The 26457-nt window shown below is 38.1% G+C and carries 27 protein-coding genes; 2 read left to right on the top strand and 25 right to left on the bottom strand.

All coding sequences use genetic code 11. The features are described from left to right. Window positions 1-16: 16 nt before the first annotated feature. The 3 genes from nrdG to T498_RS0112290 all read right to left on the bottom strand — a co-directional run bounded on the left by nrdG (window position 17) and on the right by T498_RS0112290 (window position 3808). On the bottom strand, window positions 17-508 hold the full coding sequence (gene nrdG, locus T498_RS0112300) for an anaerobic ribonucleoside-triphosphate reductase activating protein (RefSeq protein ID WP_028236176.1): 492 nt from the start codon (window positions 506-508) through the stop codon (window positions 17-19). Between the two features lie 30 nt (window positions 509-538). After that, window positions 539-2662, bottom strand: a complete 2124-nt coding sequence (gene nrdD / locus T498_RS0112295; protein ID WP_028236175.1) for an anaerobic ribonucleoside-triphosphate reductase — start codon at window positions 2660-2662, stop codon at window positions 539-541. A gap of 201 nt (window positions 2663-2863) precedes the next feature. Then, window positions 2864-3808, bottom strand: coding sequence for a lysozyme inhibitor LprI family protein (locus T498_RS0112290; RefSeq protein WP_028236174.1), 945 nt, complete (start codon window positions 3806-3808; stop codon window positions 2864-2866). 190 nt (window positions 3809-3998) lie between these two features. On the opposite strand from T498_RS0112290, the gene T498_RS0112285 reads away from it, so the two are divergent. Beyond that, on the top strand, window positions 3999-4955 hold the full coding sequence (locus T498_RS0112285) for a hypothetical protein (protein WP_028236173.1): 957 nt from the start codon (window positions 3999-4001) through the stop codon (window positions 4953-4955). Between the two features lie 15 nt (window positions 4956-4970). After that, window positions 4971-5558 (top strand): hypothetical protein, encoded by a 588-nt coding sequence (locus T498_RS0112280; RefSeq protein ID WP_028236172.1) that lies wholly within the window; start codon window positions 4971-4973, stop codon window positions 5556-5558. A gap of 66 nt (window positions 5559-5624) precedes the next feature. Here the strand turns inward: T498_RS0112280 and T498_RS0112275 are convergent, their stop codons facing one another. The 22 genes from T498_RS0112275 to rnc all read right to left on the bottom strand — a co-directional run bounded on the left by T498_RS0112275 (window position 5625) and on the right by rnc (window position 26382). Then, the gene (locus tag T498_RS0112275; protein ID WP_028236171.1) at window positions 5625-6632 is read right to left on the bottom strand and encodes an NAD(P)H-dependent glycerol-3-phosphate dehydrogenase; all 1008 of its coding nucleotides are present in this window, start codon (window positions 6630-6632) and stop codon (window positions 5625-5627) included. Between the two features lie 25 nt (window positions 6633-6657). Beyond that, a complete protein-coding gene (gene plsY / locus T498_RS0112270) occupies window positions 6658-7317 on the bottom strand; it encodes a glycerol-3-phosphate 1-O-acyltransferase PlsY (RefSeq protein ID WP_051524768.1) in 660 nt (219 codons plus the stop codon). After that, on the bottom strand, window positions 7317-8642 hold the full coding sequence (der, locus tag T498_RS0112265; protein ID WP_028236169.1) for a ribosome biogenesis GTPase Der: 1326 nt from the start codon (window positions 8640-8642) through the stop codon (window positions 7317-7319). Before der ends, plsY begins: the two co-directional genes overlap by 1 nt. 234 nt (window positions 8643-8876) lie before the next feature. After that, window positions 8877-10196, bottom strand: coding sequence for a DUF512 domain-containing protein (locus T498_RS0112260; RefSeq protein WP_028236168.1), 1320 nt, complete (start codon window positions 10194-10196; stop codon window positions 8877-8879). Continuing rightward, window positions 10190-10549, bottom strand: a complete 360-nt coding sequence (locus tag T498_RS0112255; RefSeq protein ID WP_036978513.1) for a YraN family protein — start codon at window positions 10547-10549, stop codon at window positions 10190-10192. Before T498_RS0112255 ends, T498_RS0112260 begins: the two co-directional genes overlap by 7 nt. A 4-nt stretch (window positions 10550-10553) precedes the next feature. Next, complete coding sequence (locus T498_RS0112250) at window positions 10554-10841, bottom strand: EscU/YscU/HrcU family type III secretion system export apparatus switch protein (RefSeq protein ID WP_028236166.1); 288 nt, start codon at window positions 10839-10841, stop codon at window positions 10554-10556. Between the two features lie 2 nt (window positions 10842-10843). Then, window positions 10844-12775 (bottom strand): flagellar hook-length control protein FliK, encoded by a 1932-nt coding sequence (locus T498_RS0112245; RefSeq protein ID WP_028236165.1) that lies wholly within the window; start codon window positions 12773-12775, stop codon window positions 10844-10846. Window positions 12776-12794: 19 nt separating this feature from the next. Then, window positions 12795-13559: a ribonuclease HII gene (locus tag T498_RS0112240; protein WP_028236164.1), complete on the bottom strand. Its 765-nt coding sequence runs from the start codon at window positions 13557-13559 to the stop codon at window positions 12795-12797. A 1-nt stretch (window position 13560) separates the two neighbouring features. Next, window positions 13561-14130, bottom strand: coding sequence for a signal peptidase I (gene lepB / locus T498_RS0112235; protein ID WP_028236163.1), 570 nt, complete (start codon window positions 14128-14130; stop codon window positions 13561-13563). 126 nt (window positions 14131-14256) lie between these two features. Continuing rightward, the gene (gene ylqF / locus T498_RS0112230) at window positions 14257-15096 is read right to left on the bottom strand and encodes a ribosome biogenesis GTPase YlqF (protein ID WP_028236162.1); all 840 of its coding nucleotides are present in this window, start codon (window positions 15094-15096) and stop codon (window positions 14257-14259) included. A gap of 17 nt (window positions 15097-15113) precedes the next feature. Continuing rightward, window positions 15114-15710 (bottom strand): signal peptidase I, encoded by a 597-nt coding sequence (gene lepB, locus T498_RS0112225; protein ID WP_051524766.1) that lies wholly within the window; start codon window positions 15708-15710, stop codon window positions 15114-15116. A gap of 93 nt (window positions 15711-15803) precedes the next feature. Next, on the bottom strand, window positions 15804-16154 hold the full coding sequence (gene rplS, locus T498_RS0112220; RefSeq protein ID WP_028236160.1) for a 50S ribosomal protein L19: 351 nt from the start codon (window positions 16152-16154) through the stop codon (window positions 15804-15806). Window positions 16155-16260: 106 nt separating this feature from the next. Then, window positions 16261-16959 (bottom strand): tRNA (guanosine(37)-N1)-methyltransferase TrmD, encoded by a 699-nt coding sequence (trmD, locus tag T498_RS0112215; RefSeq protein WP_028236159.1) that lies wholly within the window; start codon window positions 16957-16959, stop codon window positions 16261-16263. 2 nt (window positions 16960-16961) lie between these two features. Continuing rightward, on the bottom strand, window positions 16962-17483 hold the full coding sequence (gene rimM / locus T498_RS0112210; RefSeq protein WP_028236158.1) for a ribosome maturation factor RimM: 522 nt from the start codon (window positions 17481-17483) through the stop codon (window positions 16962-16964). Window positions 17484-17620: 137 nt separating this feature from the next. Beyond that, window positions 17621-17857, bottom strand: a complete 237-nt coding sequence (locus T498_RS0112205; RefSeq protein WP_028236157.1) for a KH domain-containing protein — start codon at window positions 17855-17857, stop codon at window positions 17621-17623. A gap of 26 nt (window positions 17858-17883) precedes the next feature. Continuing rightward, window positions 17884-18126 carry a 30S ribosomal protein S16 gene (gene rpsP, locus T498_RS0112200; protein ID WP_015549838.1) on the bottom strand — a complete coding sequence of 81 codons (243 nt, stop codon included), beginning with the start codon at window positions 18124-18126 and terminating at the stop codon, window positions 17884-17886. A gap of 44 nt (window positions 18127-18170) precedes the next feature. Continuing rightward, window positions 18171-19511, bottom strand: coding sequence for a signal recognition particle protein (gene ffh, locus T498_RS0112195; RefSeq protein ID WP_028236156.1), 1341 nt, complete (start codon window positions 19509-19511; stop codon window positions 18171-18173). 3 nt (window positions 19512-19514) lie between these two features. Next, the gene (gene ylxM, locus T498_RS0112190) at window positions 19515-19850 is read right to left on the bottom strand and encodes a YlxM family DNA-binding protein (protein ID WP_028236155.1); all 336 of its coding nucleotides are present in this window, start codon (window positions 19848-19850) and stop codon (window positions 19515-19517) included. Between the two features lie 84 nt (window positions 19851-19934). Further along, window positions 19935-21146: a threonine ammonia-lyase gene (gene ilvA / locus T498_RS0112185; protein ID WP_028236154.1), complete on the bottom strand. Its 1212-nt coding sequence runs from the start codon at window positions 21144-21146 to the stop codon at window positions 19935-19937. 27 nt (window positions 21147-21173) lie between these two features. Beyond that, a complete protein-coding gene (gene ftsY, locus T498_RS0112180) occupies window positions 21174-22103 on the bottom strand; it encodes a signal recognition particle-docking protein FtsY (protein ID WP_028236153.1) in 930 nt (309 codons plus the stop codon). A 3-nt stretch (window positions 22104-22106) separates the two neighbouring features. Beyond that, entirely contained in the window at window positions 22107-25667 is a 3561-nt protein-coding gene (smc, locus tag T498_RS0112175) for a chromosome segregation protein SMC (RefSeq protein ID WP_028236152.1), read from the bottom strand. 10 nt (window positions 25668-25677) lie between these two features. After that, the gene (gene rnc / locus T498_RS0112170) at window positions 25678-26382 is read right to left on the bottom strand and encodes a ribonuclease III (protein WP_028236151.1); all 705 of its coding nucleotides are present in this window, start codon (window positions 26380-26382) and stop codon (window positions 25678-25680) included. Between the last annotated feature and the right edge of the window lie 75 nt (window positions 26383-26457).

Below are 26457 nucleotides of genomic sequence, written 5' to 3'. Positions count from 1 at the left end.
AAATTCTCCCTATATTCTAGTCGCAAGCAAGGACAATCTGGCCTAACTTTAATGTTTGAGGCACATCAATAACACGCTGATTGATGCTTCCTCTCCATTTTGCCTGCAAATCTATCTTATCAATTTCAAATTCTCCGTCAACCAGAACATCCAAATATTTCATAATTTCCAAATCTTTGATCTGCTCAAATGTGAACCCTGTATAGAGCCAGACGGTCTTCCCGGGAAATCTCTCCCTAATCTCCCGGGCAAGATCCGTGACTTCCTGCCTGTTGGCTGGAAAAAGTGGGTCCCCACCACTAAATGTAATGCCTGATATATAGTCGCGAGAAAGAATCTCGTATAATTCTTCTTTTGCAGCCTCGTCAAATTTAAGGCCTCCGTCAGGATCCCAAGTGATTGGGTTTTGACATTCTTTACAATGATGATCGCATCCTGCAAGCCAAAGCACTGCGCGCAATCCATCACCATTAAGCATGTCATCCTTAGTAATATTATGGTAATTCATTATGTCTATTCTCCCTAGTCCGCAATTTATTTACATGGATTTACGATCGGCGATTTCTGCCATCTTTGCCTCGTTAAGACGTGTATCGCCCTTAACACGAGAGTAAGATAAGTATCCATTCATACGGTCGATTTTTGTGAGGTTCTTGCTTCCACATACTGGGCAAACATCCATTTCAAGCTCCTCATGACCGCAGTCATCACAGTATGAAAGTGATAGATTTACACCTTCATAAAATCCCTTAGCCATAGCTCTGCGAACCAAAGTCTTAACAGCTTCGCGGTTGTAGTTGATTGGATAACGCACGTACTGAATCTTTCCTCCGTTTGAAAGCTCCCAGAATCTGCCTTCCAAATCCTGCTTTTGAATAGGTGTAATATCTTCAGTAACATGGCAGTGGAATGAGTTAGATACGTAAGTTCTATCTGAAACATTCTCAATAATGCCATACTTATTTCTAAACTGCTTTACCTGTAAACCGCAAAGGTTTTCAGCTGGAGTACCGTAGATAGCATAAAGATTGCCATCCTCTTCCTTAAACTGATTCACCTTTTCGTTAATGTGTTTAAGCACTTCAATAGCAAAATCTCCATCCTCTACAAGTGACTTGCCATTGTAAAGCTCCTGAAGCTCATTGAAAGCTGTAATTCCGAATGATGCTGTAGCAGCCTTAAGTAAAGGCTTAATCTTATCGTGGAATCCAAGATGTCCACCATAGAATCCGCCCTCGCAATATGCAAGAGGATTTGTAGATGCGCGCATCTCTCCAAGATAAGCATATGTACGAATGTGAAGCTTTCTGATCATCTCAAGATAATAATCAAGTACTTCGTAGAAGTCCTTTGATTCCTGACGAGCCTTAGCTAAAATCATTGGAAGATGAAGTGAAACTGCACCGATATTAAAACGGCCAATAAATACAGGCTCATCCTTATCATCTGCAGGCTTCATTCCACCTCTTTCATACCAAGGTGAAAGGAATGCACGACATCCCATTGGCGAAATAACTTTGCCGTATTTTTTATACATACTTGCGATATATCCTTCGCCTGTAAGCGAAAGCCAATCAGGGTACATAGTCTTGCGTGAGCAATCAATACCAGCTTCGAAAACATCCTCAAGCTCTTTACCTGGTCCATGAAGATTTTCATCATAAAGGAATACAACCTTAGGGAAAAGAACAGGCTTTTTAAATCCTGGCTTACCCTGGCCGATTGAACGAACCTTAAGGCATGCTTTTGATGCCATCTTTGCAAAAGTAGATGTACCAAGACCGATTGTAACAGTGATAAATGGATAATCACCACGGCTTGAAGCAACAGTGTTGAACTTGTACTCCCATCCCTGGAAGCCCTGCTCCATCTCGCGCTGAACCTCAGCCATAGATACTTCCTCAGCCTTTTCTTTATCAATACCAAGAGATAAATACTTTTCCATATATTTGTCATAAGACTTTTGAGCATATTTCTCAAGGATTTGATCTGCCTGTGGAATAGTGAAACCACCGTACTGCTGGCTTGCAGCAGAAAGAACAATATCACCGATAACATCAAATGCTACATCAAGACTCTTAGGCTCATTGTAGAAAATATTACCCATCTCAAAGCCACCTTCGAGTACTGACTTAACATCAAACAGACAACAGTTCATTGTGTCGCGTCTTGCATTCATATCGTGAATGTAGATGTAACCGTCTCTGATAGCTTGAATTTCCTCTGTTGTAAGGAAGAATTTCTTGTAAAGCTCACGGTTAAGCTCGTTAAAGATTAACGAACGCTTTGTCGATACGAGAGCCGAATCTGTATTAGAGTTCTCCTTATCGCCGATGTACATGATATTCTGAGACTTCTTATAAACATCATCGAGCATCTGTACAAAATCCTGCTTATAGTTGCGATAATCTCTATAAGATTTAGCAACCATTGGATTAACTCGTTCCAAAGCTCCTTCAACAATGTTGTGCATCTGTGCAATCTCAATTTTTTCAAGTCCAAGTTCCTCCACTCTTTCTTCAACAAATTGACATATAAACTTTTCCTGCTCAGGTGTAAATTTTACAAGTACTCGAGTTGCTGATTTGCCAACTGCTTCAACAACTTTCTGTACATTAAATGGCTCTAGAGCACCATCTTTCTTAACAACAAATCTCTCCATATTAACCTCCGGGTTTATCTATACCAAAAACATTTGTAAATACAATTCAGTCAATATCTAGTAAAGACAAATAAAAAACTACTAGATGTTGTGTTGATAGGTTTATACTACCACCACACTATCTAGTAGTCAATAGGGTTAGATACCACAAAATGAAGTTTCACAAATAAATAACAATTTGTTCACTTACTAATATTTAGATTAATAACCAACAGTTGTCTCAACATTCCAATCAGCCAACTCTTCTAACGAATGTGCATATTTAAATTCCACACGATCTCCACAATAGCTCATCCAATAATAAGAATCTTTTTCAAGAAATTCATTATATCTTTTAAAGATAATATCTGAATCACTATAACCATAAACATCCAAATCAGAAATTATGTCTCCGCCTGTTTCCCATACATACCATGTACTGCCTTCTGGAGCCATATCTGGATCATTTGCAGTTCTATCAATTCCGATTACAGCTCCTCTATCAGTATCAAAGCACCATTGTCCTTCGAACTTTTCGAATACTTCATCTAATGTAGGATTTTCTTCTTCGATTTTCTTTTCTACCTTTGAAGGGATTTCAAAATCTTCACCACGAACTTCTGCAAGCCTCTCAGCAAGTTCGTAGCATCTCTTGTGAGTCATGTCCTCTTCTTCGCCTAAGGTGATACAAGGCTGTCCTGAACCGCCACTCCAACTCATTCCTGCAGCAGTTGAATTAGCCTCTTTTTGTGCAATCCAAGCCTTCTGTTCAGCAACAAGCTCCTTTTTCTCGCTCTCATCCAGTTCTTCTGTCAATCTCTCCCAGAGAGAATTAAGTTCCTTATCCCACACATCGTATAAGTTAAAAGCAGCTTCATTCATTTCACATTGTGACATTGAACCGGAATCTGTATTGTCATAGAGCTTTTGATATTTCTCTTCAACAGAAGCAAGCTCAGCCTGAATGCTGTCATCGCTTTCTTTCTCATCAGATGATTCAGCTTTATCTTCTTTCTTATCAACTGCATCTACATCTTCATCTTTTTCATCAGAATCATTTTCCTTAGACACTATTACAGTTTCGCCCCTGTTGTCATCTTCGCCAAAGTTACCACATCCTACTAAGCTTAATGCTAAAATTATGCAAATTAATACTTTTCTTTTCATATAATCATCTTCCCTTCTATTTTAACATTTTTAACACTTCTTCTCATACATTCTCCTTATTTCCTTATAAACTCTAGGTAGTATTTTAATACTTTTGCTTTTTATAGTCAATATCTTTTGTTTGTTTATTGACAAACACATCTATAGGTATTAATATCCAAACGTTACTGTTAATTTTTAGGAGAATGTTATGATGTCACAAGAACATAGTCTAATTAAGCATATTTATTTATGCCGTAAACTTATTCAAATCAGTTTTATATATCTTATAGTCGCTTCTATTGTTCTATTTAGCACTATATCTGTTCAGGCAAAAATAGGTGTCGCACCATTCAAATTAGAAATTAATAAAGTTACAGAGCCTGTTTTAATTATGATTTTTCTATGTATAAGCCTTATCCTTATTTGCTTCATTGGTTTTTCATCTGCCAAAAACCAGTTAGAGCTTGAAATGTATGGAATGAATTTCGATTCATATTCAATCCCAGAGATTCAGGATTATGCTTATGATAAAGATTTGAAATTGCCTAATTTAATCATCTTTAAGACCCTTTTTGTATTTCTCCTTCTTGTGGTTATCTCATTTAGTGTTAGAGGTGCTGCTGAATATGATTTAATTAATATTTCATTTAGTTCCGGCCTTGATCAACCTGCTGTTACAAATTTAGAGCCAGCTGAAAAGCTAGAATCTATCGCTAAGAAGCACAATCTTGCCTACACCGATACTTACTATCCAGATTATCCAGGCACTAGCTATAATGTCTACCTATCTTTGACAGAAGATGATTTATTTCATTCCTTTGTAAGCTTCGCTTTTACAAGTGATGGTGAGCTTTCATCTATAAAATATGAATACACATTAAATAATGATTTATCTGAAGAAGAGAATCTAAAAAATGCTAATGATTATTTCAACACACTTCATGAAGCAGTCTTAGATTCCAGCAACGAAGGCATTATCACAGATGAATTAATATTAAGTCGCTATCAGCTAAATGACGATTTTATCAAGGCTGCTACTGCCGATAACAGAGCAGATGAATTTAAGATTACACTTGAAAATTGCGGATTAATGAATAGAAATTCCATGGCTTATAGCACTGGCAAGCTAGAGGAATCATACAGTATATTTCACTCAATTAAATAATTTAGGAGGTTTAATGTGTTAGAAATAAAAGAAATCAAATTTTTAAAAAGATGTTCTTTATATCCAAAACTATTAATAGCTGGTCTTGTATCAATGCTTACATCTGGATTTGCAGCTATTCTGTTTGATATGATTGTGGCCATCGGCTCTGATTACACTAATGACACTTTAAGAAGCATTGTAGATGTTACAGGCTTCGGTATTATGATTGCAGAAGGTGTCATAGGAATCATCGCATTAATATGTATAAAGGTTGCATACACTAATCCTAAATTCCAAGATTTAGCCGACGGAGCCTATGAGGTTCCTGCCGATCCAACACTTGATAAAGATGTTATGACAGGTGTATCTGCAGCAGCCATCGGCGGACGAATGCTTAAACGTTCTGGAAACTCTACCGCAAATTCAGTGGGTGGCGCCGTTAGCACAGCTGCTACAGCAGTAGGTTTACTAGTAATCATTCAAATGGGATTTGATTGCATGAAAAATGCAGATGCTATTTGCAAGGCTTATGGAATCAAAGTTATCAGAATGAAAACTTTATTACTTAGTTTTATATTTGTGCCATACGTCATTATTACAATAATTACAAATATATTCTAAAAAACGGCTAGCCTATATTGGCTAGCCGTCATCATTTAAGAGAACTCTAATTCTCCCTTAGTCCTATTACCAATCTAAATCTGATGTCTCATCCTTCTTTGAACGAGTCATAAGGTCATAAACAGCATCCTTAGCTGCTAGATTTTCAAATAATACTGCATTTACAATATTAACAATTGGCATTTCTATATTGTATTTTTCTGCAAGCTTCTTGGCTGCTTTGGCAGAATACACACCTTCTACAACCATCGCAACCTTTTCCATGGCCTCATCCTTGCTCATTCCCTGTCCAATGTAAAAGCCTGCCATTCTATTTCTAGAGTGCATTGATGAGCAAGTAACAATAAGATCGCCTACGCCTGTAAGGCCTGCCAGAGTCTCTGCCTGACCTCCCATAGCTACTGCAAGAGATGAAATCTCCTTGATACCACGAGTAATAAGTGCAGCCTTAGCATTGTCTCCAAAGCCAAGTCCATCTGACATACCAGCAGCAAGAGCTATAACATTCTTTAGTGCAGCTCCGACCTCGATGCCCTTCACATCAGGTGAAGAATATACTCTAAAGTATTTATTCATAAATAGATTCTGAACAAACAAAGCTGTCTGCCTGTCTGTAGATCCAGCAACTACTAAAGTAGGTTTAAATACAACTACTTCTTCAGCATGGCTAGGACCAGAAAGAACACAAATGCGCTTATCATCTCCTAATACATCCTCTAAAATCTCTGTCTGAGTAAAAAGTGTATCTTCTTCTATACCCTTTGTTACTGTAATAAATATCTGATTGTTATTTACATAATCCTTAATCTTTTCTGCTGTCTCTCTAGTCGCCTTAGATGGAACCGCCATCAAAACAACATCCGCAGTGTGACAGGCATCCTCAATATCAGCAGTAAAAATCATAGATTCAGGGAGCTTCACGCCCTTAATCTTATCGCTGGTATGAGTATCATTCATCTGATCCACCTGAGACTGTCTATGGGACCAGACCTTTACCTCATGACCATTTTTATTGAGCATAACAGCTAAAGCGATGCCCCAGCTGCCTGCTCCAAGTACACTAATTCTAGCCATATAATACCTCTAGTCTTTATAAAAATTACGCTCTTGTCTCTGGGTGGAACGAGAATTTGTTTTCGTTTCCCTTGAGAAGTCGCTTTATATTTGCATGGTGAAGTATGATTGAAAGAGCTGAAACAAAGCAACAAATAATAACTACTTCTTTGATTTCATTACCTGGATACTTTTCGGCAAATACGCCAAGACAAGCAGCAACAATTATTTCAATTGCAAAGGATAACTCTGCAACAATTGAACCTAATGAGACATAACGTGTCAAAGCAACAAGTGAAATAAACACAACTGCCGGGATAGGAAGTCCAATTGGGAATAATGCAATGATAAAACCTAATGTAGATGCAACTCCCTTACCGCCTTTAAAGTGCATATAACATGGAAAATCATGGCCAAGTACGCAACCAAGTCCAGCATAAACCATATAGATACTAGGACTCTCTACAAAGAAACCAAAAACTAATTTAACAAAGAAACAAGCAACAACACACTTTAAGCAGTCCCAAGTCAGTGTAATAAGACCTGCTGGAACACCTAAATTACGCATTGTGTTAGTTGAGCCAACATTTCCGCTGCCAACTTTTGTCAAATCAATATTTTTTGACTTACCGATGAGATATCCCATCAAAACCATTCCGAAACAATAACCGATTAGTAAAGCTATTATTCTCCCCACTACTATCATTATTCGTTTTCCTTTCTCTCTCTAATGATAAATTTTAAAGATGTTCCTTCAAATCCGAAGGCATCTCTAATTCTATTTTCAAGATAACGCACATAAGAAAAATGCATTAAATATTTTTCATTAACAAAGATGACAAAGGTAGGTGGCTTTACTGCAACCTGTGTAGTGTAGAAAATCTTAAGTCGCTTACCCTTATCTGTAGGTGGCTGCTGAAGCGCAACTGCCTCAGAAACAATCTCATTTAATACGCCTGTAGCAATACGCATTGAATTGTTCTCAATAACTGCATCGATTGTCTCGTAAATCTTGCCGAGACGCTGTCCGCTTTTAACAGAAATAAAGAGAATTGATGCATAAGGCATAAATGAAAGAATCTGACGAATCTTTGTCTCGTGCTCTTTCATTGTCTTGTCATTTTTCTCAATGGCATCCCATTTATTAACACATATAATTATACCCTTTCCACGTTCATGAGCAATACCTGCAATCTTTGCATCCTGCTCAGTAACGCCTTCAGTGGCATCAATCATAATTATTACAACATCAGATTTTTCTACAGATGCAACCGCTCTAACTATAGAATAACGCTCTAAATCTTCTTTAATTTTGCTCTTTCTACGAAGACCAGCTGTATCAATAAAGATATAATCCTTGTGATTGTATCTTACTTTAGTATCAACAGCATCACGAGTAGTACCTGCGATATCAGATACAATAACACGCTCCTCACCGCAAAGCTTATTGATAAGTGAAGATTTTCCAACATTTGGCTTACCGATAACTGCTATCTTTGGAGTATCATCCTCCTCAGCCTCTCCTGTAGGCTCTGGGAAGTAGCTTACAACAACATCAAGCATATCACCAAAACCAAGACGTGATGATGCAGAAATAGCAATTGGATCTCCAATTCCTAAATTGTAAAACTCATAAACATCTGCCATATCGCGCTCGAAGCTATCTACTTTATTAACCACAAGAACAACCGGCTTGTGACTACGTCTAAGCATATCAGCAACCTTTGAATCGCTATCCTGTAATCCCTGCTTAACATCCACAAGGAAAATTATTACATCTGCTGTGTCGATAGCAATCTGAGCCTGCTCGCGCATCTGGGATAAAATAATATCCTTTGTATCTGGCTCAATACCACCCGTATCAATCATGGTAAAATCGTAATTAAGCCATGAAATATCTGCATATATTCTATCTCTTGTAACACCTGGTGTATCCTTAACAATGGAGATACGTTCTCCTGCAAGGGCATTAAAAAGTGTTGATTTTCCAACATTAGGGCGACCAACTATCGCCACCACTGGTCTTGCCATATATTACCTCTTTCTTTCCTAGTCCGTAATCAGTTACGTTCACAAGCATTATAATTCTCCGTTCAGCAGCACGCTTCTCTTGAGAATCATAATAGCTTGTGAACTACTGATTACTCATCTATAAACTGTAGAACAAAATCTAGTTAACAATGTATTTCAATTCTGAAGGAGACATCAGTCGACGTAAGAATTCGGAATCATTGTTAACGTAAGATTTTGAACACAGCGTAAATTTTATCGTCCTATTATCGCGTATACGAAATCGCGACCGTCTGATTGTACTATACGTGTTTTAACTTGTAAAGTAGACTCAAGCTCTGAAAGCGTAATGTCATCCAGGAATACCTCTTCGCCACTTCTAAGCATCGTGCAGGATAACAAAAGATTGTCTCCCAGATTTCGTCCACTAAGCTGTTTAATTAAATCCTGACCTGTTATCAGACCTGAAACTGTTATTTCTTCACCGAAAAATTCGTTTCGAATCTCTACAACATCTACAGTGACGCGATTGAACTTTTCTGTGATAATATCCGCTAATTCTCTCATGAATGGAGCCGCCAACTTTCCTGTAGCTATTGTAACATGGCGCTTTCTCATAAATAGCGGCTTCTTTATATCTTCGAGTGCATCTAAAACCTCTTCATGTAGAAGCCTTAGCATTCCTACTCCGTTTTCAAGCTGAATAAATCCGTCATACCTGTCTGCCTCAGGAAGAGGACGTCCTGCCAGAATATACCACTCATCTGAAGCTTGCACAAAATGATTTCCTATTCGCTCCATGGCAATTTCCTGCCAGTGTTCAATCTGATCTATAACCTTTCCTGCCTCTTCGGCTGTATATGTGCGAAGTGGGAAAAGTCCATCTCTAAATTTGGTAATTCCAACAGGAACCACCGACATAGAGCTCATTACTGGAGCAAATGAAAGCAAATCAGAAATTGTACGATCAAGCTCAGGCCCATCATTAAGCCCAGGACAGGATACAACCTGCGCATTCATAGGAATTTCTGCATCATAAAGCTTTTTAATCTTTTCTAAGATATCGCCCGCAAATCTATTATGCAAAAGCTTCTTTCTAAGCTCTGGATTTGTTGCATGTACAGATATATTGATTGGCCCAAGCTTGTATGCAATGATACGATCCAAATCGGCCATCTTCATATTGGTAAGGGTAACATAATTGCCCTGTAAGAACGAAAGTCTTGTATCATCATCTTTAAAATACAAAGTATCACGCATGCCAGGCGGCATCTGATCAATAAAACAGAATGCGCATTTATTAGAGCAGGATTTATAGTCATCCATTAGACCATTGCAGAATATTACTCCTAAATCCTCGCCCTCTTCCTTTTCAACAAAGACCGATTCTGTGGTGCCATCCTCATGCAGAAGCTCAACTGTAATATCAGCATCATCAGAATAATAATGATAGTCAAAAATATCTACAAGCTCTGCATTATTTATTTTGGTAATTATATCTCCAGGAATAAGATGCGCCCTATCTGCAGGGCTTCCCTCCATTACCTGTGCGATTTTATGACTTGAATTTAACATACTGGTATATACTCAAAAGCATTTTTTAGATGCTTTAAATGTCCTTCCTCTATTGCAACAACATCAAACCTAACATTTGTATCTCCATTAAAATGGTGGCTGTACATATAATAATCGGCCACCCTGGAAATCTTTCTCATTTTATTATAATTAACCGCTTCAAATCCACTACCTTTTGAAGCTGATTTTCTATATTTAACTTCAACAAAAACTAAGTAATCTCCATCTTTTGCAATGATGTCTACCTCGCCCATCTTACAGTAGAAATTAAGCTTAATTATTGTCATGCCTTCCCTGACTAAATAATCAGCTGCAAGCTTTTCAAAATCATTTCCTTGTCTTCTGTTATTCATCAACCTATCCTAGCTTTGATTTTATCTTTTCCATATCGTTAACAAAAACCAAAATCTCCGCAACAACCTCGTATAGCTCTGGAGGAATTGCGTCCCCAATGTTTAGCTTGCTAAGTGTCTGGGCAAGCTCGTTATCCTGATAAAAAGGAACATCAGCTTTCTTGGCTTCTTGTATAATCTGTTCGGCAACATACCCTTTACCAGAAGCAAGAATCCTAGGCGCAGAATCCCCCGCCTCATAAGATAGTGCCACGGCAGTTTTGTTTTTGTCAACAACCTTTTCTTCAGCCATATTTACGCCCTCATATCAAAGCTATATCTGTGTACCATACCGTCAGTAGGCTTATCAGCAGAAACTGGAGGTTCCCCAAGGAAATCCTCAACAAAGCTGGCTCTTGGCTCGTTACAAGTGACAGATGCCGACATTGAAAATCCCTTTGCCGCAAGCCTTTCTGTAAGAATATCCAAATTATTTTCTATTAGCTTCATGGATTCTTCGCTTGCAAGATTCCATTTACAGGCAACATTTGCCTCCTTAAGGCTGATAAATACATCTGTAGAACCAAGATATTCCATATCAAAATGCAAAAAAGCAGTAATTTCTTCACCGGCTTCATAAGAGCTTTTCTTATTCTGCTTTACGTAAAGCATACTGTCTGTATTCTGATTATACATCTTAAGGGGAATCTGAACAAAATTATACATCTCATTAGCAGAATTCATAAAATTAACATTCTGCTTAATCTCATTTGTCTGATTCTTAATAGCATCAGCTGCCTTATTGTTAAAACTTGAAACCAGTCTTTCTAATGCCTCTGTCTGCTTTAGCACACGCTCATAAAGCTTTGAAATTTCTCCCGGCTTTGTCACATCCTTAGGCTCCATTGCAAAGCTGCTTGTTATTATATTCTTCAAAAGGTTTTTGTACAGTGGCTCCCGTACAATATCATTCAGCGTCTCCTTTGGAATATCAGGATGATTATTTAAGTATTCTGTAATTTCTCTAAATACCTGCTTCACATCAGCATCAGCCCTGAGGCTTCCATCCTCTGAAAAGATTTCCAGATTGTCCTTTGGAAAATCCGGAAGATTGTTTAATACCACATTAAACGAATCAATCTGCTTTTCTGTACTAAGGCTGTTTATTAAATGGGCACCATTTTCAGAATCCACAACTTCTAATAATGCTACATCAGCCCCTGTAGCCTCTGCAGATGGTGCAATATTCTGAGGCCCCGTAGTTTCTGGCGTTACTTGTGTAGAAGCTGCCGAAGGCATACTTATATTTTCTGCTAAGCCGTCAAGCTGTGTCAAATTTTCCTTTGGTACAGCTGTAGCATCACCATCTTTAACAATTAAAGCTTCACCTTCTAATATAGGTGCTTCTTGGCCTATTCTCTGCGCCTGCGCAGACGGTTCATTTGCCTCTACAGCAGCTTGAGGCGCTACATTAAAGTTTTCCTCCACTGTTTCAGTTACAGCCTGCTGTGCAGCAGTATTTGCGCCTTCTACAGGCACACCTTCCATAGTGGCAGGTTGTCCTGACACAAAAATCTCTTTTATAGCGTTGTTTATGCTGATTACATCTGTTGAGGAAAGCTCGTCTGATGCCATAAGTTCAGGCAGCATTTCAGAAATAGTATCGAAATTATCAGTAAGAATAGCTTTATCGCTAGCATAGTTTTGAAACATATTCACATTGTCAGGTGTCAGTTCCATACCATGCTTTGTCATTGTAACAAGTGTCTGAATATCAACATCCGGATTATTAATCATTGCGCGATTCATAGCAGCAAGATTCTCAGGGCTAACGCTCATTGAATTTTGCATCATCGAATTAACCATGTTGATTGTACGCTCTGTAGCCGCAAGATTAGCCATATCAAGAGCTTTAAGCAAAGTTGGATTAGCATCTAACGCATTAAGGGAAACAGGCCTAATCTGAACAAGATTGCCATCATTACTCTTTACCTCAAAGAAAATGGATTGACCAGGTGTAATACTAACTCCCGCATCTAATCTGGCAGTCATAGTCTGCCCATTAGCAAGACCGATAGTCACTTTGCCATTCTCAATAGAATTTACAGAGCCTTCAAATACTTCGCCCTCTTTTAATGAATCGGTGACAGACCCAGTAAGGGATTGACTCTGACTCATTTTGGCACTGTTTACAGTATTATTAACAAAATTAGTATTATAAGAATTCAATCCTGTGTTAATGTTCATAGTTCACCTATTTAACCAATCACACAAAGTTGCCAATGAAAGATCTTCTATGTATTGGACATGGACCATATTTTTTCAAAGCCTCAATATGCTCTGCACTGCCATAGCCCTTATTGGATGCAAAATGGTATTCTGGATAAATACTGTCATATTCAACCATCATTCTATCCCTAGTAACCTTTGCAATGATGCTTGCTGCACCAATGCTGATGGATTTTGCATCACCTTTAATAATAGGAACCTGAGGTATTTTAACCTCTGGAATAGTAACTGCATCATTTAAAAGCAGCTGAGGCTCTACTGAAGATTCTTTAATAGCCTGTCTCATAGCTTCATAGGTAGCCTGTAAGATGTTAATCTCGTCAATTCTAGCCTCAGAAACTACACCTATTCCTACAGATACAGCTTCCTTCATGATTATCTCATAAAGCTCATCTCTTTTAGCAGCTGAAAGCTTTTTAGAATCATTAATATAAAGAATGCTGCAATCCTTAGGAAGGACAACACAAGCTGTAACAACAGGTCCTGCAAGAGGGCCTCTGCCCACCTCATCAATACCACCAATGTATTGATATTCATCCCAATATTTATTCTCGAATTCTTTAAGCTTTTCAATTCTAGCCTGCTCAACACGTAATTTTTCCATACGTTTTTGAGCTACGCCTATAATCTTTGAAACGCCTGGTCTGCCATCATTCATGTACTCTTCAATAAAATCAGGCAGCTCTAAAATATCAGTCTCTTTATATTCTTTTTGGATTTCTGAAATCTTTTTCTCGCTCATATTATTCAATGTTATCTACAAGTTCAAATTCATTAAATGGATAGATTCTAAGCCAGGCTTTACCAACAATATCTTCGCCTTTTATATTTCCCACTGATTCGAATCTTGAATCAGTACTATTATTTCGGTTGTCACCTAAAACAAAATATTCACCAGCTCCAAGTAAAATCTCGCTATTGGCAAGACCTGCATTAAGTATTTCCTCTGTGCCGTAGTTTTCAGGCAAAATCTCTCCATTAATGTAGATGGTACCTGCGCTGTCTATCTTAACAACTTCCCCTGGAAGCCCTATGATACGCTTGATATAATAAGTGTCTTCCTCGTATTTATAAGGAAATACAACTACATCAAAACGTTCTGGGTCGTGAAATCTATAGCTGATTTTATCAACGATAAGATTGTCTCCATCTGAAAGTGTATCTTCCATTGAAGAACCACTAACAACAGTTCTCTGTCCTATAAAATGAGTAATCAAAAATACAATAAAAAAACATATTATAACATTGATTATTACGCTTATTACTTCTTTGCCAAGAGATTCTTTTTCAGGATTATCATCCTCTTCAACCATCTTGGCTTTCTTTTTTGTTTTTGAATCGAAATTAGACAAATCTTCAACATTATTCATGTTTCGGCTTGCTCTTTCGATATCTCTTTTAATTTTTTCCTCTTCGTTAAAGTCTATTACCTTCATGTCCTATGGCCTTTCAAGTGAAATATTTCCAAGACTTCCGCTTCTAAACTCATCTATCAAAACATTACAAGCTTTGTCGAAATCAGGCTCTGAACCTTTTTTAACAAAGTTTCTCTTAACAGCAATTTCAGTGATAATCTCGTGATTAACAGAATCCTCACTTACTTCATATCTGCTGTTTAGTACTCCACTGTAATTATCCTTAAGGAAATCAACAAGCTCTAAAGCAAGCTCCCTTGTTTCGATAATTGCATCATTTATTGAACCTATAAATGCAAGGTGTAAACCAACTGTGTTGTCTTCAAACTTAGGCCAGAGAATACCTGGTGTATCAAGAAGTTCTACAGATTTGTTAAGTTTAATCCATTGTTTGCCCTTTGTAACACCTGGCTTGTTACCAGTCTTTGCTACAGCACGTCCAGCAAATGAATTAATAAATGTAGATTTGCCAACATTAGGAATACCTACAACCATCGCTCTAACAGGACGATTCTTAATTCCACGCTTTCTATCTTTTTCGAACTTTGCTGCGCAAACCTCATCAAGGGTACTTTGAACCCCCTTCATGTTCTTTCTATCTCTAGAATCAAGCTCTACGCAATAAAATCCTTGGCTCTTAAAATACTCAATCCATTTTTTATTAGTTGCCTTATCAGCTAAATCAGACTTATTAAGAAGAACAAGTCTAAGCTTGCCATTGGCAAGTCCATTAATATCAGGATTTCTGCTAGAAATAGGACATCTAGCATCAATAACCTCTATTACTAAATCAATAAGTTTTATGTCCTCCTGCATCTGACGCTTTGCTTTCGTCATATGCCCTGGATACCATTGAAACTCCATAATCACCTCTCAAATATCTAAAACGGATATTTCATCCATATTTTTCCTAAAATATCTTCGCTTGAAACAAAACCAACACTCTCGAATCTGGAATCCTCGGATGAATTACGATTATCTCCTAAAACAAAATATTGATCGTCAAGTAAAGTAATTGGCGTAGCAGCTATTCCCGCATTTTCAATACGCTCAACATCAAGATTTTCCTTGTATAGCTCATCATTAAGATAAATACGCCCATTATTAATATAGATTGTGTCTCCTGGAACAGCGATAACGCGCTTTACACTATAGCTTGCATTTACATTAGATTTAGGCTTGAAAGCTATAATATCACCATTCTCAGGGCTGGACAGCTTATATGTAATAGTGTTTACAAGTAATTTATCGGATGTTTTATAGGTTGGCTCCATAGATGAATTGGAACATTCTACCTGTTTTCCAAAGGCGATTACCACTCCGTATGCCAATGCAATAACAGCCATAAGCTCTAGCACAAACACCAAAATATATCTAATCTTACCGAAATCTACCTTCTTACGACGTCTATTAAAATTGAGTCCATCATTTCTCTTGCGAAATAATCTACTAAAAAATCTATTTATTGAATTAAACATAATTATTCCCTTTAATCTTTAGTATAAATATACCGCACTTTGCCATAAAAATAAAGAACACTCGCAGCAAAGCGAGTGTTCGAACTTTCGAGATTAGATTCTCTCTTTAACCTTAGCCTTCTTACCTGTGAGCTCTCTGAGGTAGAAGAGTTTAGCTCTACGAACTTTACCCTTTCTAACAACTTCGATCTTCTCAACGTTAGGGCTGTGAAGTGGCCATGTCTTTTCTACGCCAACACCGTTTGATGACTTACGAACTGTGAATGTCTCACGGTTGCTGCCGCCCTGTCTCTTAATAACTGTACCCTCAAATACCTGAGTACGTGTACGGTTACCCTCAACGATACGGCCGTAAACCTTAACTGTGTCACCTACCTGAAACTCAGCAACTTCTGACTTAAGCTCTGCAGCTTCAATGTTTCTAATAATCTCGTTTGCGTTCATTTTAATTCCTCCTAAACCTGCGACGTTCTTGATATTCCCTATTGAATAACAGAGGACCATCTCTTCTTTAGCAACTCATTAATAATATCATGATTATATTCTAATTTCAACATTCATTTTCAAGAAATTTAGCATATAAATCTGGTCTGCGTTCTTTAGTTCGCTCAATTGATTTTTCATGGCGCCATTCATCTACTTTTTTGTGATTTCCCGATAAAAGAATCGTTGGAACCTGCTTGCCATTCCATGTCTCTGGCCTTGAGTACTGAGGATATTCCAGTAAGTTGTTTTCCAATGATTCATCCTCTCCAGATTCAGAATTGGTAAGTACTCCAGGAACCATACGGGAAATTGCATCAATCATTACAAGAGATGGCAATTCACCACCTGTAAGCACATAATCGCCTATTGAATAATATTCATCTACGATTTCTTCAAGAACTCTCTCATCAATACCCTCATAATGACCGCACAACAAGCAAATATCTTCTTCTAAGGCAAGGGATTTTGCCGCCGGCTGAGTAAATAGCTGCCCCTGTGGAGTTAGATAAATACACTTTACGTGATGTCCCGCTTTTTCACATACAGCCTGATATGCGTCATATATAGGCTGAGCCTGCATAACCATGCCAGCGCCACCACCATATGGATAATCATCAACTTTCTTGTGTTTATCAAGTGTGTAATCGCGGATATTAATAGCCTCAAAAGAAATGCATCCCGCATTCTTAGCGCGCCCTAAAATACTTGTATTGAGAACTCCTTCAATCATCTCCGGAAATAGAGTAAGTATATAAAATTTCATAGCTACTCTCCTAATAATCCATCAAGAAGATGAATAATCATTTTATTATTTTCCATATCAACTGACTTTACGCAGTCTTTGATAGCAGGAACAAGAACACTTCTGCCATCTAAAAGAGTGATTTCGTATACATCATTAGCTCCAGTCTGAAGCACATCTGTAATCTCTCCGAAAACAGAGTTCTCATCATTATCTAAATAGACTGATACTCCAATTAAATCAGCTATGAAATACTCATCCTCTTTAAGCTCTACACGATTTTCTTTTGTAACATAAAGACCGTGTCCCTTGTATTTTTCAATATCGTTAATATTATCAATACCCTTAAACTTAAGTATAACAAGATTCTTCTGAGGGCGAGCATTTTCTACCTCAAGATTAATGTAACCTTCCTTGCCTGCGTCTAAAAGTAGATTCTTCATGTTCTTAAAACGAGAGATATCATCAGTTAAAGGAAATACTTTAACTTCACCCTTAATTCCATGAGTCTGTGTAATTGCACCTACTTGATATAAATCTTCCAAATTTAAACTCCTTATAATTACCTTTGTTAATTTTCAGTAAGACTTATTTTATCATTGAAAGGATTTTTTTTCTATCACTTACAGAGTAATTTCCTATAAAGTAAAAAAAGGAGCCTGTTAAACAGACTCCTTAATTATTAATCAACGTCAATAATGTCAACTATAACCTTCTTGTCAATCTTTGAGGCTGCGGCCTTAACAACGGCACGAATTGCCTTAGCGATTCTGCCCTGTTTGCCGATAACCTTACCCATATCTGAAGGAGCTACGCGAAGCTCAACAACGATTGATTTTGCGTCTTCTCTCTCAGAAACTACAACCTCATCAGGATTGTCTACAAGTGACTTAGCAATTACTTCAACTAATTCTTTCATCACTATCCTTTTCCTTTCGAGTTAGATTACTGAACACCTGCCTGCTTGAAAAGTCTTGCAACTGTCTCAGTTGGCTTTGCACCGTTAGCAATCCACTTCTTAGCTGCCTCAGCATCTACTGTTACCTCAGCTGGCTCCTGGTTAGGATCGTATGTTCCGATCTCATCGATGTTTCTTCCATCACGAGGTGCTCTTGCATCTGCTACTACGATTCTGTAGATTGGTCTCTTCTTCTGACCCATTCTCTTTAATCTAATCTTTACTGCCATTTTAAATTCCTCCTAAATAATAAATAAAACTAAATGGTCTTTGGCTAAAATGGGAAACGCATTCCGCGTCTGCCCTTGCCCATCATATTTGGCATCTGCTTCATCATTTTCTTTGATTGCTCAAACTGTTTGATGAAGCGATTAACCTCTGCTATATCTAAACCAGCTCCAGCCGCAATTCTGTGCTTTCTGCTAGGATTTAGTAATTTTGGATTCTCGCGCTCAGCAGGTGTCATCGAAAGGATGATTGCTTCAGTATGCGCAAGCTTTTTATCATCGACTGCTCCTTCTATCTGTGCCATCTGGCTGGCATTGATACCTGGCATCATTCCAAGGATTGATGTTAATCCGCCAAGCTTTTTCATCTGTGCCATAGAAGTAAGGTAATCGTTGAAATCGAAAGAAGCCTTTTTTACTTTCTTAGAAAGTGCAATGGCTGCATCCTTATCGATTTCTGCCTCGGCCTTTTCAATAAGTGAAAGTACATCACCCATTCCAAGGATTCGGCTTGCCATTCTGTCTGGATGGAACTGCTCTAAATCTGAAAGCTTTTCTCCCATACCAGCGAATAAAATAGGCTTACCGGTAACAGCCTTAATTGAAAGTGCTGCACCACCTCTTGTGTCACCATCAAGCTTTGTGATGATAACTCCGTCAATGCCGATTTTTTCATCAAATGTCTGCGAAACATTAACTGCATCCTGACCTGTCATGGCATCAACAACTAAGATAGTATTGAGGATATCGATATTTTTCTTGATAGAGGCAAGCTCATCCATCATATCCTCATCTATATGAAGACGACCAGCTGTATCGAATATGACCACATCAAAGCCGTTCTTCTTAGCATAGTCCATTGCTTCCTTAGCAATCTTCACTGGCTTTTCCTTATCACCTAAGGAGAAAACCTCAACCTGCTGCTTTTTACCATTTATCTGCAACTGCTCAATAGCGGCTGGACGATAAATATCGCAGGCAACCAAAAGTGGTTTCTTACCACGCTGCTTAACCTTTCCAGCAAGCTTTGCTGTGGTAGTTGTCTTACCAGCACCCTGAAGACCAACCATCATGATAGTGGTGATGGCTCCGCCAGTACCGTAAGTAATATCTGTAACATCTGAGCCCATAAGATTAACAAGCTCTTCGTTAACAATCTTGATAACCATCTGTCCAGGGTTAAGACCATTCATTACATCTGAACCAATGGCGCGCTCTGTAACAGTGTTTGTAAACTGTTTTACAACCTTAAAATTAACATCAGCCTCAAGAAGGGCCATCTTAACTTCCTTTAAAGCAGCCTTAACATCTGCCTCGGTAAGTCTACCCTTGCTACGGAGATTCTTAAATACTCCTTGAAGCTTCTCTGAAAGAGAATCAAATGCCATATATTATAATTCCTCTAAAATCAATTGTGATATGCGGGATATTTCTGCCAAGGTATCATCTGATGAATCACCAGCAGTTAATTCGTTAATACGAAGTACATCCTCTTTAATATTCATAAACTTATCAACGAGATGCAATCTATTTTCATAATCAGATAAAAGCTTATCGCATCTCTTTAATATATCGTGTACTGCCTGTCTAGAGATAGAAAGTGAATCCGCAATCTCTGATAAGGATAAATCCTCATTGATACTCATTTCGTAAACGCTACGCTGATGTTCAGTTAACAACTCACCATAGAAGTCGTATAAATATCCCGATTTAATCTTATCTTCCATTGCTCTCCTCTATCGACCTCATATAATATACTATAATAAAAAAGAGGTGTCAAGCATTTTTACTTTACACCTCTTTTATTATATTTATAAGCTTGTTCTAACGATTTTTGGTCTATAGCCGCCTTCATCTAAAGCCTTGAAGATTTGTTCTTTATGTTCTGTTCCAAATGCTTCAAGTGTAATACGAAGCTCAACAGCTGCTGAACGATTTGTTGTAACAAACTGGTTGTGCTCAAGCTTAACAACGTTACCCTGCTGATCAGCGATAAGCTGCGAAACCTTAGCAAGCATTCCTGGCTTATCTGGCAGAAGAACAGAAACTGTAAAGATTCTATCTCTGAAGATAAGTCCCTGCTGAACTACTGAAGACATTGTTATAACATCCATGTTACCACCAGAAAGAACTGATACTACTCGCTTATCCTTAAATCCAAGATGGTTAAGAGCTGCAACTGTAAGAAGGCCTGAATTTTCAACAACCATCTTATGATTCTCAACCATATCAAGGAAGGCTACAATAAGCTCATCGTCATCTACTGTAATAATCTCATCGATATTTTCTTGTAAATAAGGGAAGATATTTGAACCTGGTGTCTTAACAGCAGTACCATCAGCAATAGTATTAACACTAGGAAGTGTTGTAACCTCGCCCTTATTAAATGATGCCTGAAGTGAAGCTGCTCCACTAGGCTCAACACCAATTACTTTAATCTTTGGATTGAGAAGCTTTGCAAGTGTAGATACACCAGTTGCAAGTCCACCTCCTCCGATTGGGACAAGAATATATTCTACAAGTGGAAGCTCTTTAATGATTTCCATTGCAATTGTACCTTGACCTGTAGCAACAGCTAAATCATCGAAAGGATGAATAAATGTATATCCATGCTCATCTGCTAATTTATATGCATACTCGCATGCCTCATCATATACATCTCCGTAAAGTACAACTTCTGCGCCATAGCTCTTTGTGCGATTTACTTTGATAAGTGGTGTTGTGGTAGGCATAACGATTGTAGCCTTAACACCGTATTTGCTTGCAGCGTAAGCAACGCCCTGTGCATGATTACCAGCTGATGCTGTAATAAGCCCTTTAGCTCTTTCTTCATCAGAAAGTGTGCTGATTTTGTAATAAGCTCCTCTAAGCTTGTATGCACCTGTAAGCTGCATGTTTTCAGGCTTAAGATATACCATGTTGTGGCACTTCTCGCTGAAGTAATCGCTGTAAACAAGTTTTGTCTCGTGTGTCACCTCTGTGACGATCTTTGAAGCCTCTTCAAATTTGTCTAATGTAAGCATAATTAGTCTCCCTCTTCTGGCTCAGGCTTAGGCTTCAGCGTAGAATAAAGCATCTACAAACTCATCTGCGTTGAATTTCTCTAAGTCGTCTATTGTTTCACCAACACCTATGTATTTTACTGGCAATTTTAACTCAGATTGTATTGCAATTGCAATACCTCCTTTTGCAGTTCCATCTAATTTTGTTAAAACTATACCAGAAATATCTGTAACATCAGAAAATTCTTTAGCTTGAACAAGGGCATTTTGACCTGTTGTTCCATCAAGAACAATAAGTGTTTCCCTGTAAGCCTCTGGAAATTCCTTCGAGATGGTGTTATTAATCTTAGACAACTCATTCATAAGATTCTTTTTATTGTGCAAGCGGCCAGCTGTATCAACTAAAAGTACATCAACGCCTCTTGCTTTCGCTGCATGCACAGCATCGTACACAACAGATGCAGGATCAGAACCCTCTGGACCTCCAACAAAATCAACCTTTGCTCTATCTGCCCATTCTTTAAGCTGATCAGATGCAGCAGCTCTAAAAGTATCGGCACCGGCCACCATGACCTTCTTACCATTTGCTTTAAGCTTTCCAGCAAGCTTTCCTATAGTAGTGGTCTTTCCAACGCCATTAACACCAATTACCAGCACTACAGATGTCTTATTTTCAAAATCAAAGGCAGCAGGCCCTAAGGACATCTGCTCCTTGATTTCGTTGATAAGAAACTCTTTGCATTCAGCAGGCTCTTTTATGTGCTCTTTTTTAACCGCATCTCTAAGATCATCAAGAATTGTCTCAGTAGTGCGCACTCCAATATCGCCCATGATAAGAACTTCTTCAAGCTCCTCATAAAAATCATCATCGATGTTGGAAAATCCATTGAATATGTAATCCATGGATTTAATGAAATTGTCTCTTGTCTTGGTCAGGCCCTTAATAAGGCGCTGCCAAAATGGAATTTTCTCTGCCATACGTTAATCATCCAATTGCGATTCAATAAGATTTACAGAAACAAGAGCTGATACACCCTTCTCCTGCATAGTAATACCAAATAATCTATCTGCAGCATTCATAGTACCACGACGGTGTGTGATAACAATAAACTGCGTATTCTTTGTAAGCTTATGTAAGTAGTTAGCAAATCTATCTACGTTTGCATCATCAAGGGCCGCCTCAATCTCGTCAAGAAGACAGAATGGAGATGGCTTAAGGTTTTGAATTGCAAAGAGCAATGCAATAGCTGTAAGTGACTTCTCTCCACCGGACATTTGCATCATATTGATAAGCTTCTTTCCTGGTGGCTGAGCATTGATAATAATACCTGTCTCAAGCAAGTCTTCCTCATTAACAAGCTCTAAAGTACCATGACCACCACCGAACAGCTCCTTAAATGATTTATCAAACTGAGATTGAATATCCTTAAAGCCTTCTGCGAACTGCTTACGCATACCTTCATCAAGCTCATCAATAATTCTAACAAGTGAAGCCTCTGCCTCAACCAAATCATCATGCTGCCCCTTAAGGAAGTTGTATCTTTCAGAAAGTTCCTTATATTCCTCAATAGCGTTAACATTAACGTTACCCATTGCACGGATAGCATTCTTGATTTTGCTGGCATCCTTCTTCATCTGATCTAAATCATTGTACTCAGGATCCTTGAGCTCTTCAGCGCTGTGGTAAGTCAACTCGTACTCATTCCACATGTAGTTATTCTGACTTGAAATTGCATCAGAAATCTTTTCCTTCTGTGAATCCAAACGATAGATTTCCTTATCAAGTTCAGAAATTCTATCAGAAATTTCCTGACGTTGCTCGAAGAAATTCTTGTGAGAATTATTCATCTCTTCTCTCTTAGCAACAGCTTCTTTTATTTCTGATTCAAGCTGACCGAAAGATTCATCAGAAGCAGATATTGTCTCCTTGATTTCTTCGATACGCTTTTTCTTAATCTCTGTTTCTTCTTTTGTAGACTTTGCATTTTCTTTTATTGATGCAATATCATTATCGCATTTTTCAATTTCAGAAATAACACGGTCTAAGTTTTGTTGAACGAATTCAACCTTCTGTCTTGCATTAGCTTCTTCAATCTGAACCTCAGACATAGTTCTGTTAACAGATGTCTCCATGTATGTCTTTTCGTCCACTTCATCAGAAAGCTTTTTAATCTCGGCCTTGAGTTCCGCCTCTCTATTTTCAGATTCCTGCTTTTCAAACTCAATTTCTTTTCTTCCAGAAGCAATTTCAGAAAGCTGAGCCTCTAATTCTTCGCTCTCTTTAGAAAGACCTTCGTAAGCAGTAAGACTTTCTTTTTTCTGCTCATTAGCTCTATCAAGACCAAGCTTTGCAGTGTTAAGAGCGATTGCCGCTTCATTTAACTTGTTTGTATTATCTTCTCTATCTGATTCAAGAAGTGCTGTAGCAGTTTCTATTTCAGTAGCTCTAGCATTTAGCTCATCCATCTCCTTCGAGATAACATCAAGCTTTGACTCAAGCTCTTCGATTTCTCTATTTCTTCCAAGAAGATTTGATTTATTCTTGAAATGACCACCGGCCATAGAACCACCGGGAGCCAAATACTCACCATCAATTGTAACGATGTGAATGCTGTAATTATTTTTCTTTGCAAGAGCTATAGCCGAATCGATATGATCAGTAACAACTACTCGACCAAGCAAGTAAGCTACAACACCATCAAACTTGCTATCACAAGTAATAAGCTCTGACGCAAGACCAAGTACACCTTTTTCATTAAGAACTTCTGTCTTTTTGAAATTACCACGGCCATCTACAGATGTAAGTGGAAGGAATGTGGCACGTCCAAGCTTATTTTCCTTTAAGTAGCTGATAAGCTTTTTAGCACTGGCTTCATCCTTTGTAACGATATTTTGGATATTTCCGCCAAGAGCTGTCTCGATAGCCATCTCATATTTTTTCTCAACATGGATGATATCAGAAACAACACCTTCGATACCTTCGATTTTGCCTTTTTGCTCCATGATTTTACGGGTAGAATTTCCGTAACCCTCATAGCGCTCTGCAATATTTTTGATAGACTCTAAACGTGTCTGAACACGGGCAAATTCATCCTTTTTAGCCTGTAAGCTTGTAGAATTTTCCTTTGCCTTATTCTTCCATTCAACAGCCTTTTCAGAGAACTCTTTGTCCTTATCCTGCAGCTCTAAGAGAAGTCCCTGGGCAGCTTTAAATTCTTCTTCAGCCTTTGTAACAGCTACATCTAAATCTTCCTCACGAGTCTTTCTCTCAAGAAGACGCTGTGTAAGCTTTGCCTTACGAATATTAGTCTGCTCAAGCATTGTCTCAAGACGCTGCTCCTTAGACTTTATGGAAGCTCTGTTGTTGAGCAATTCCATAATAGCCTTATTATCCTGTTCAATCTTTTCGTTATTTGTATTAATTAATGATTGAAGCTCTGAATAATTATCCTTAACAGATGTAAGGCGTTCTACAGCCTCCTCTAATGTCTTATCAAGGTTTTCTTTCTCTTTTGTGAAATCAGCAAGCTGTTTTTCCTTATCAGCTTTATCAGCCTCGATTTCTGCAATACGAGATGACAAGCTTTCATCTGTTGCATTCGCAGAACGTATCTGCTCTTCTAAAAGAGCAATTTCATTTTCAAGCTTTCCTTTTAAAAGAGTTGAATCAGACTGATTCTTCTTCAAAGTCTCGATTTGCTCATCAAGAGCAGAAATCTCCTGCTCCAAAGAGTCATATTTTTCTCTAATTTCTTCCTGAGAATGCTTGCTTTCTTCTAATTGAGATTTAGCAATGTTAGAGTTCTTTTCGACCTCATCTAAATTGCCCTGAAGTCTATCAACTTCAAGCATAAATGAGTTGACATCTATTCTTTTAAGCTCTTCTTTATATTTTAAATATTGTTTTGCGTCTTCAGACTGCTTTTCAAGTGGTCCGATACGACGTTCCTGCTCAGACAAAATATCATTTACACGAACGAGATTCTCTCTTTCACTTTCAAGTTTCTTAACAGATGCAGCTTTTCTCTTTTTAAACTTAACAATACCAACAGCTTCATCAAAAAGCTCACGTCTATCTTCTGGCTTACCAGACAAAATCTTTTCAATCTGACCCTGTCCGATAATAGAATACCCTTCCTTACCGACACCAGTATCATAGAAAAGCTCTGATACATCTTTCAAACGGCAAGGTGTACCATTTAAAAGATATTCGCTCTCGCCTGAACGATAAACACGTCTGGCTATTGTTACTTCCTCGTAATCAACTGGAAGCACATGATCGGAATTATCCATTGTAAGTGCTACATAAGCATATGAAAGTGGCTTTCTTGCCTCTGTACCTGCGAAGATTACATCCTGCATTGAAGCTCCACGGAGTTGCTTTGCAGACTGTTCTCCAAGTACCCAACGTACAGCGTCAGCTACATTACTCTTTCCGGAACCATTTGGACCTACGATACCTGTAATTCCGTTATGAAATTCAAACTTCATTTTATGAGCAAATGACTTAAATCCATATAACTCAATACTCTTAAGATACATCTATTTCTCCCTAAATTATTTTTATCGAATCTTCCTTGTGGAGACGCATGAGACCTTCGTAGGCAGCTTCCTGCTCAGCTGCCTTTTTAGTGCGTCCTACACCAGTTCCTAAGACTCTTTCACCAACTACAGCTTCTACTTTAAATTCCTTAGCATGATCTGGTCCTGACTCAGAAATAAGATTGTAGGTAAGAGGCTCCTTATAATTAGCCTGAACCACTTCTTGAAGCCTAGTCTTGCTATCATGGAACAACTGCTTGTGTTCAATATCATTTAATACAAAGCGATGAATGTATTTTGAGGCAGGTTCCATGCCACCATCAAGGAAAATAGCTCCGATTGTTGCCTCGAAAGCATCTGAAAGAATGGACTTTCTTTCGCGTCCACCAGTCATATCTTCTCCTTTTGAAAGCAGCACAAAATCTCCTAGATTAATTTCTTTACAGATAAAAGCAAGTGTAGGCTCGCATACAATACTAGCTCTAAGCCTAGATAGCTTTCCTTCATTTAAATCAGAATAATTTAGATACAAAAACTCACTAGAAACAATTTCAAGCACAGCATCACCTAAAAATTCTAGCCTCTCATTGTCACTAAGCTTAGGCATGTGATGTTCATTAGCATATGAACTATGTGTAAGTGCCTGCTTTAGTAAGCTTTCGTCTCTAAACTCATAACCGATAATCTTTTGAAACTCTTTTAAATCGTTGTTCAATAGTATCTCTCCATTTCATTAAGAATGAGTTACATCCTTCTAAAGTTTAAGAAAGCACCCAGTAAAAGCTGGATG

This window comes from Pseudobutyrivibrio sp. MD2005, assembly GCF_000621865.1.
In the GTDB taxonomy this organism is placed as follows: domain Bacteria; phylum Bacillota; class Clostridia; order Lachnospirales; family Lachnospiraceae; genus Pseudobutyrivibrio.
The sequence above is the reverse complement of the archived record's forward strand: the minus strand, read 5'-3'. Positions and strand labels throughout refer to the sequence as shown.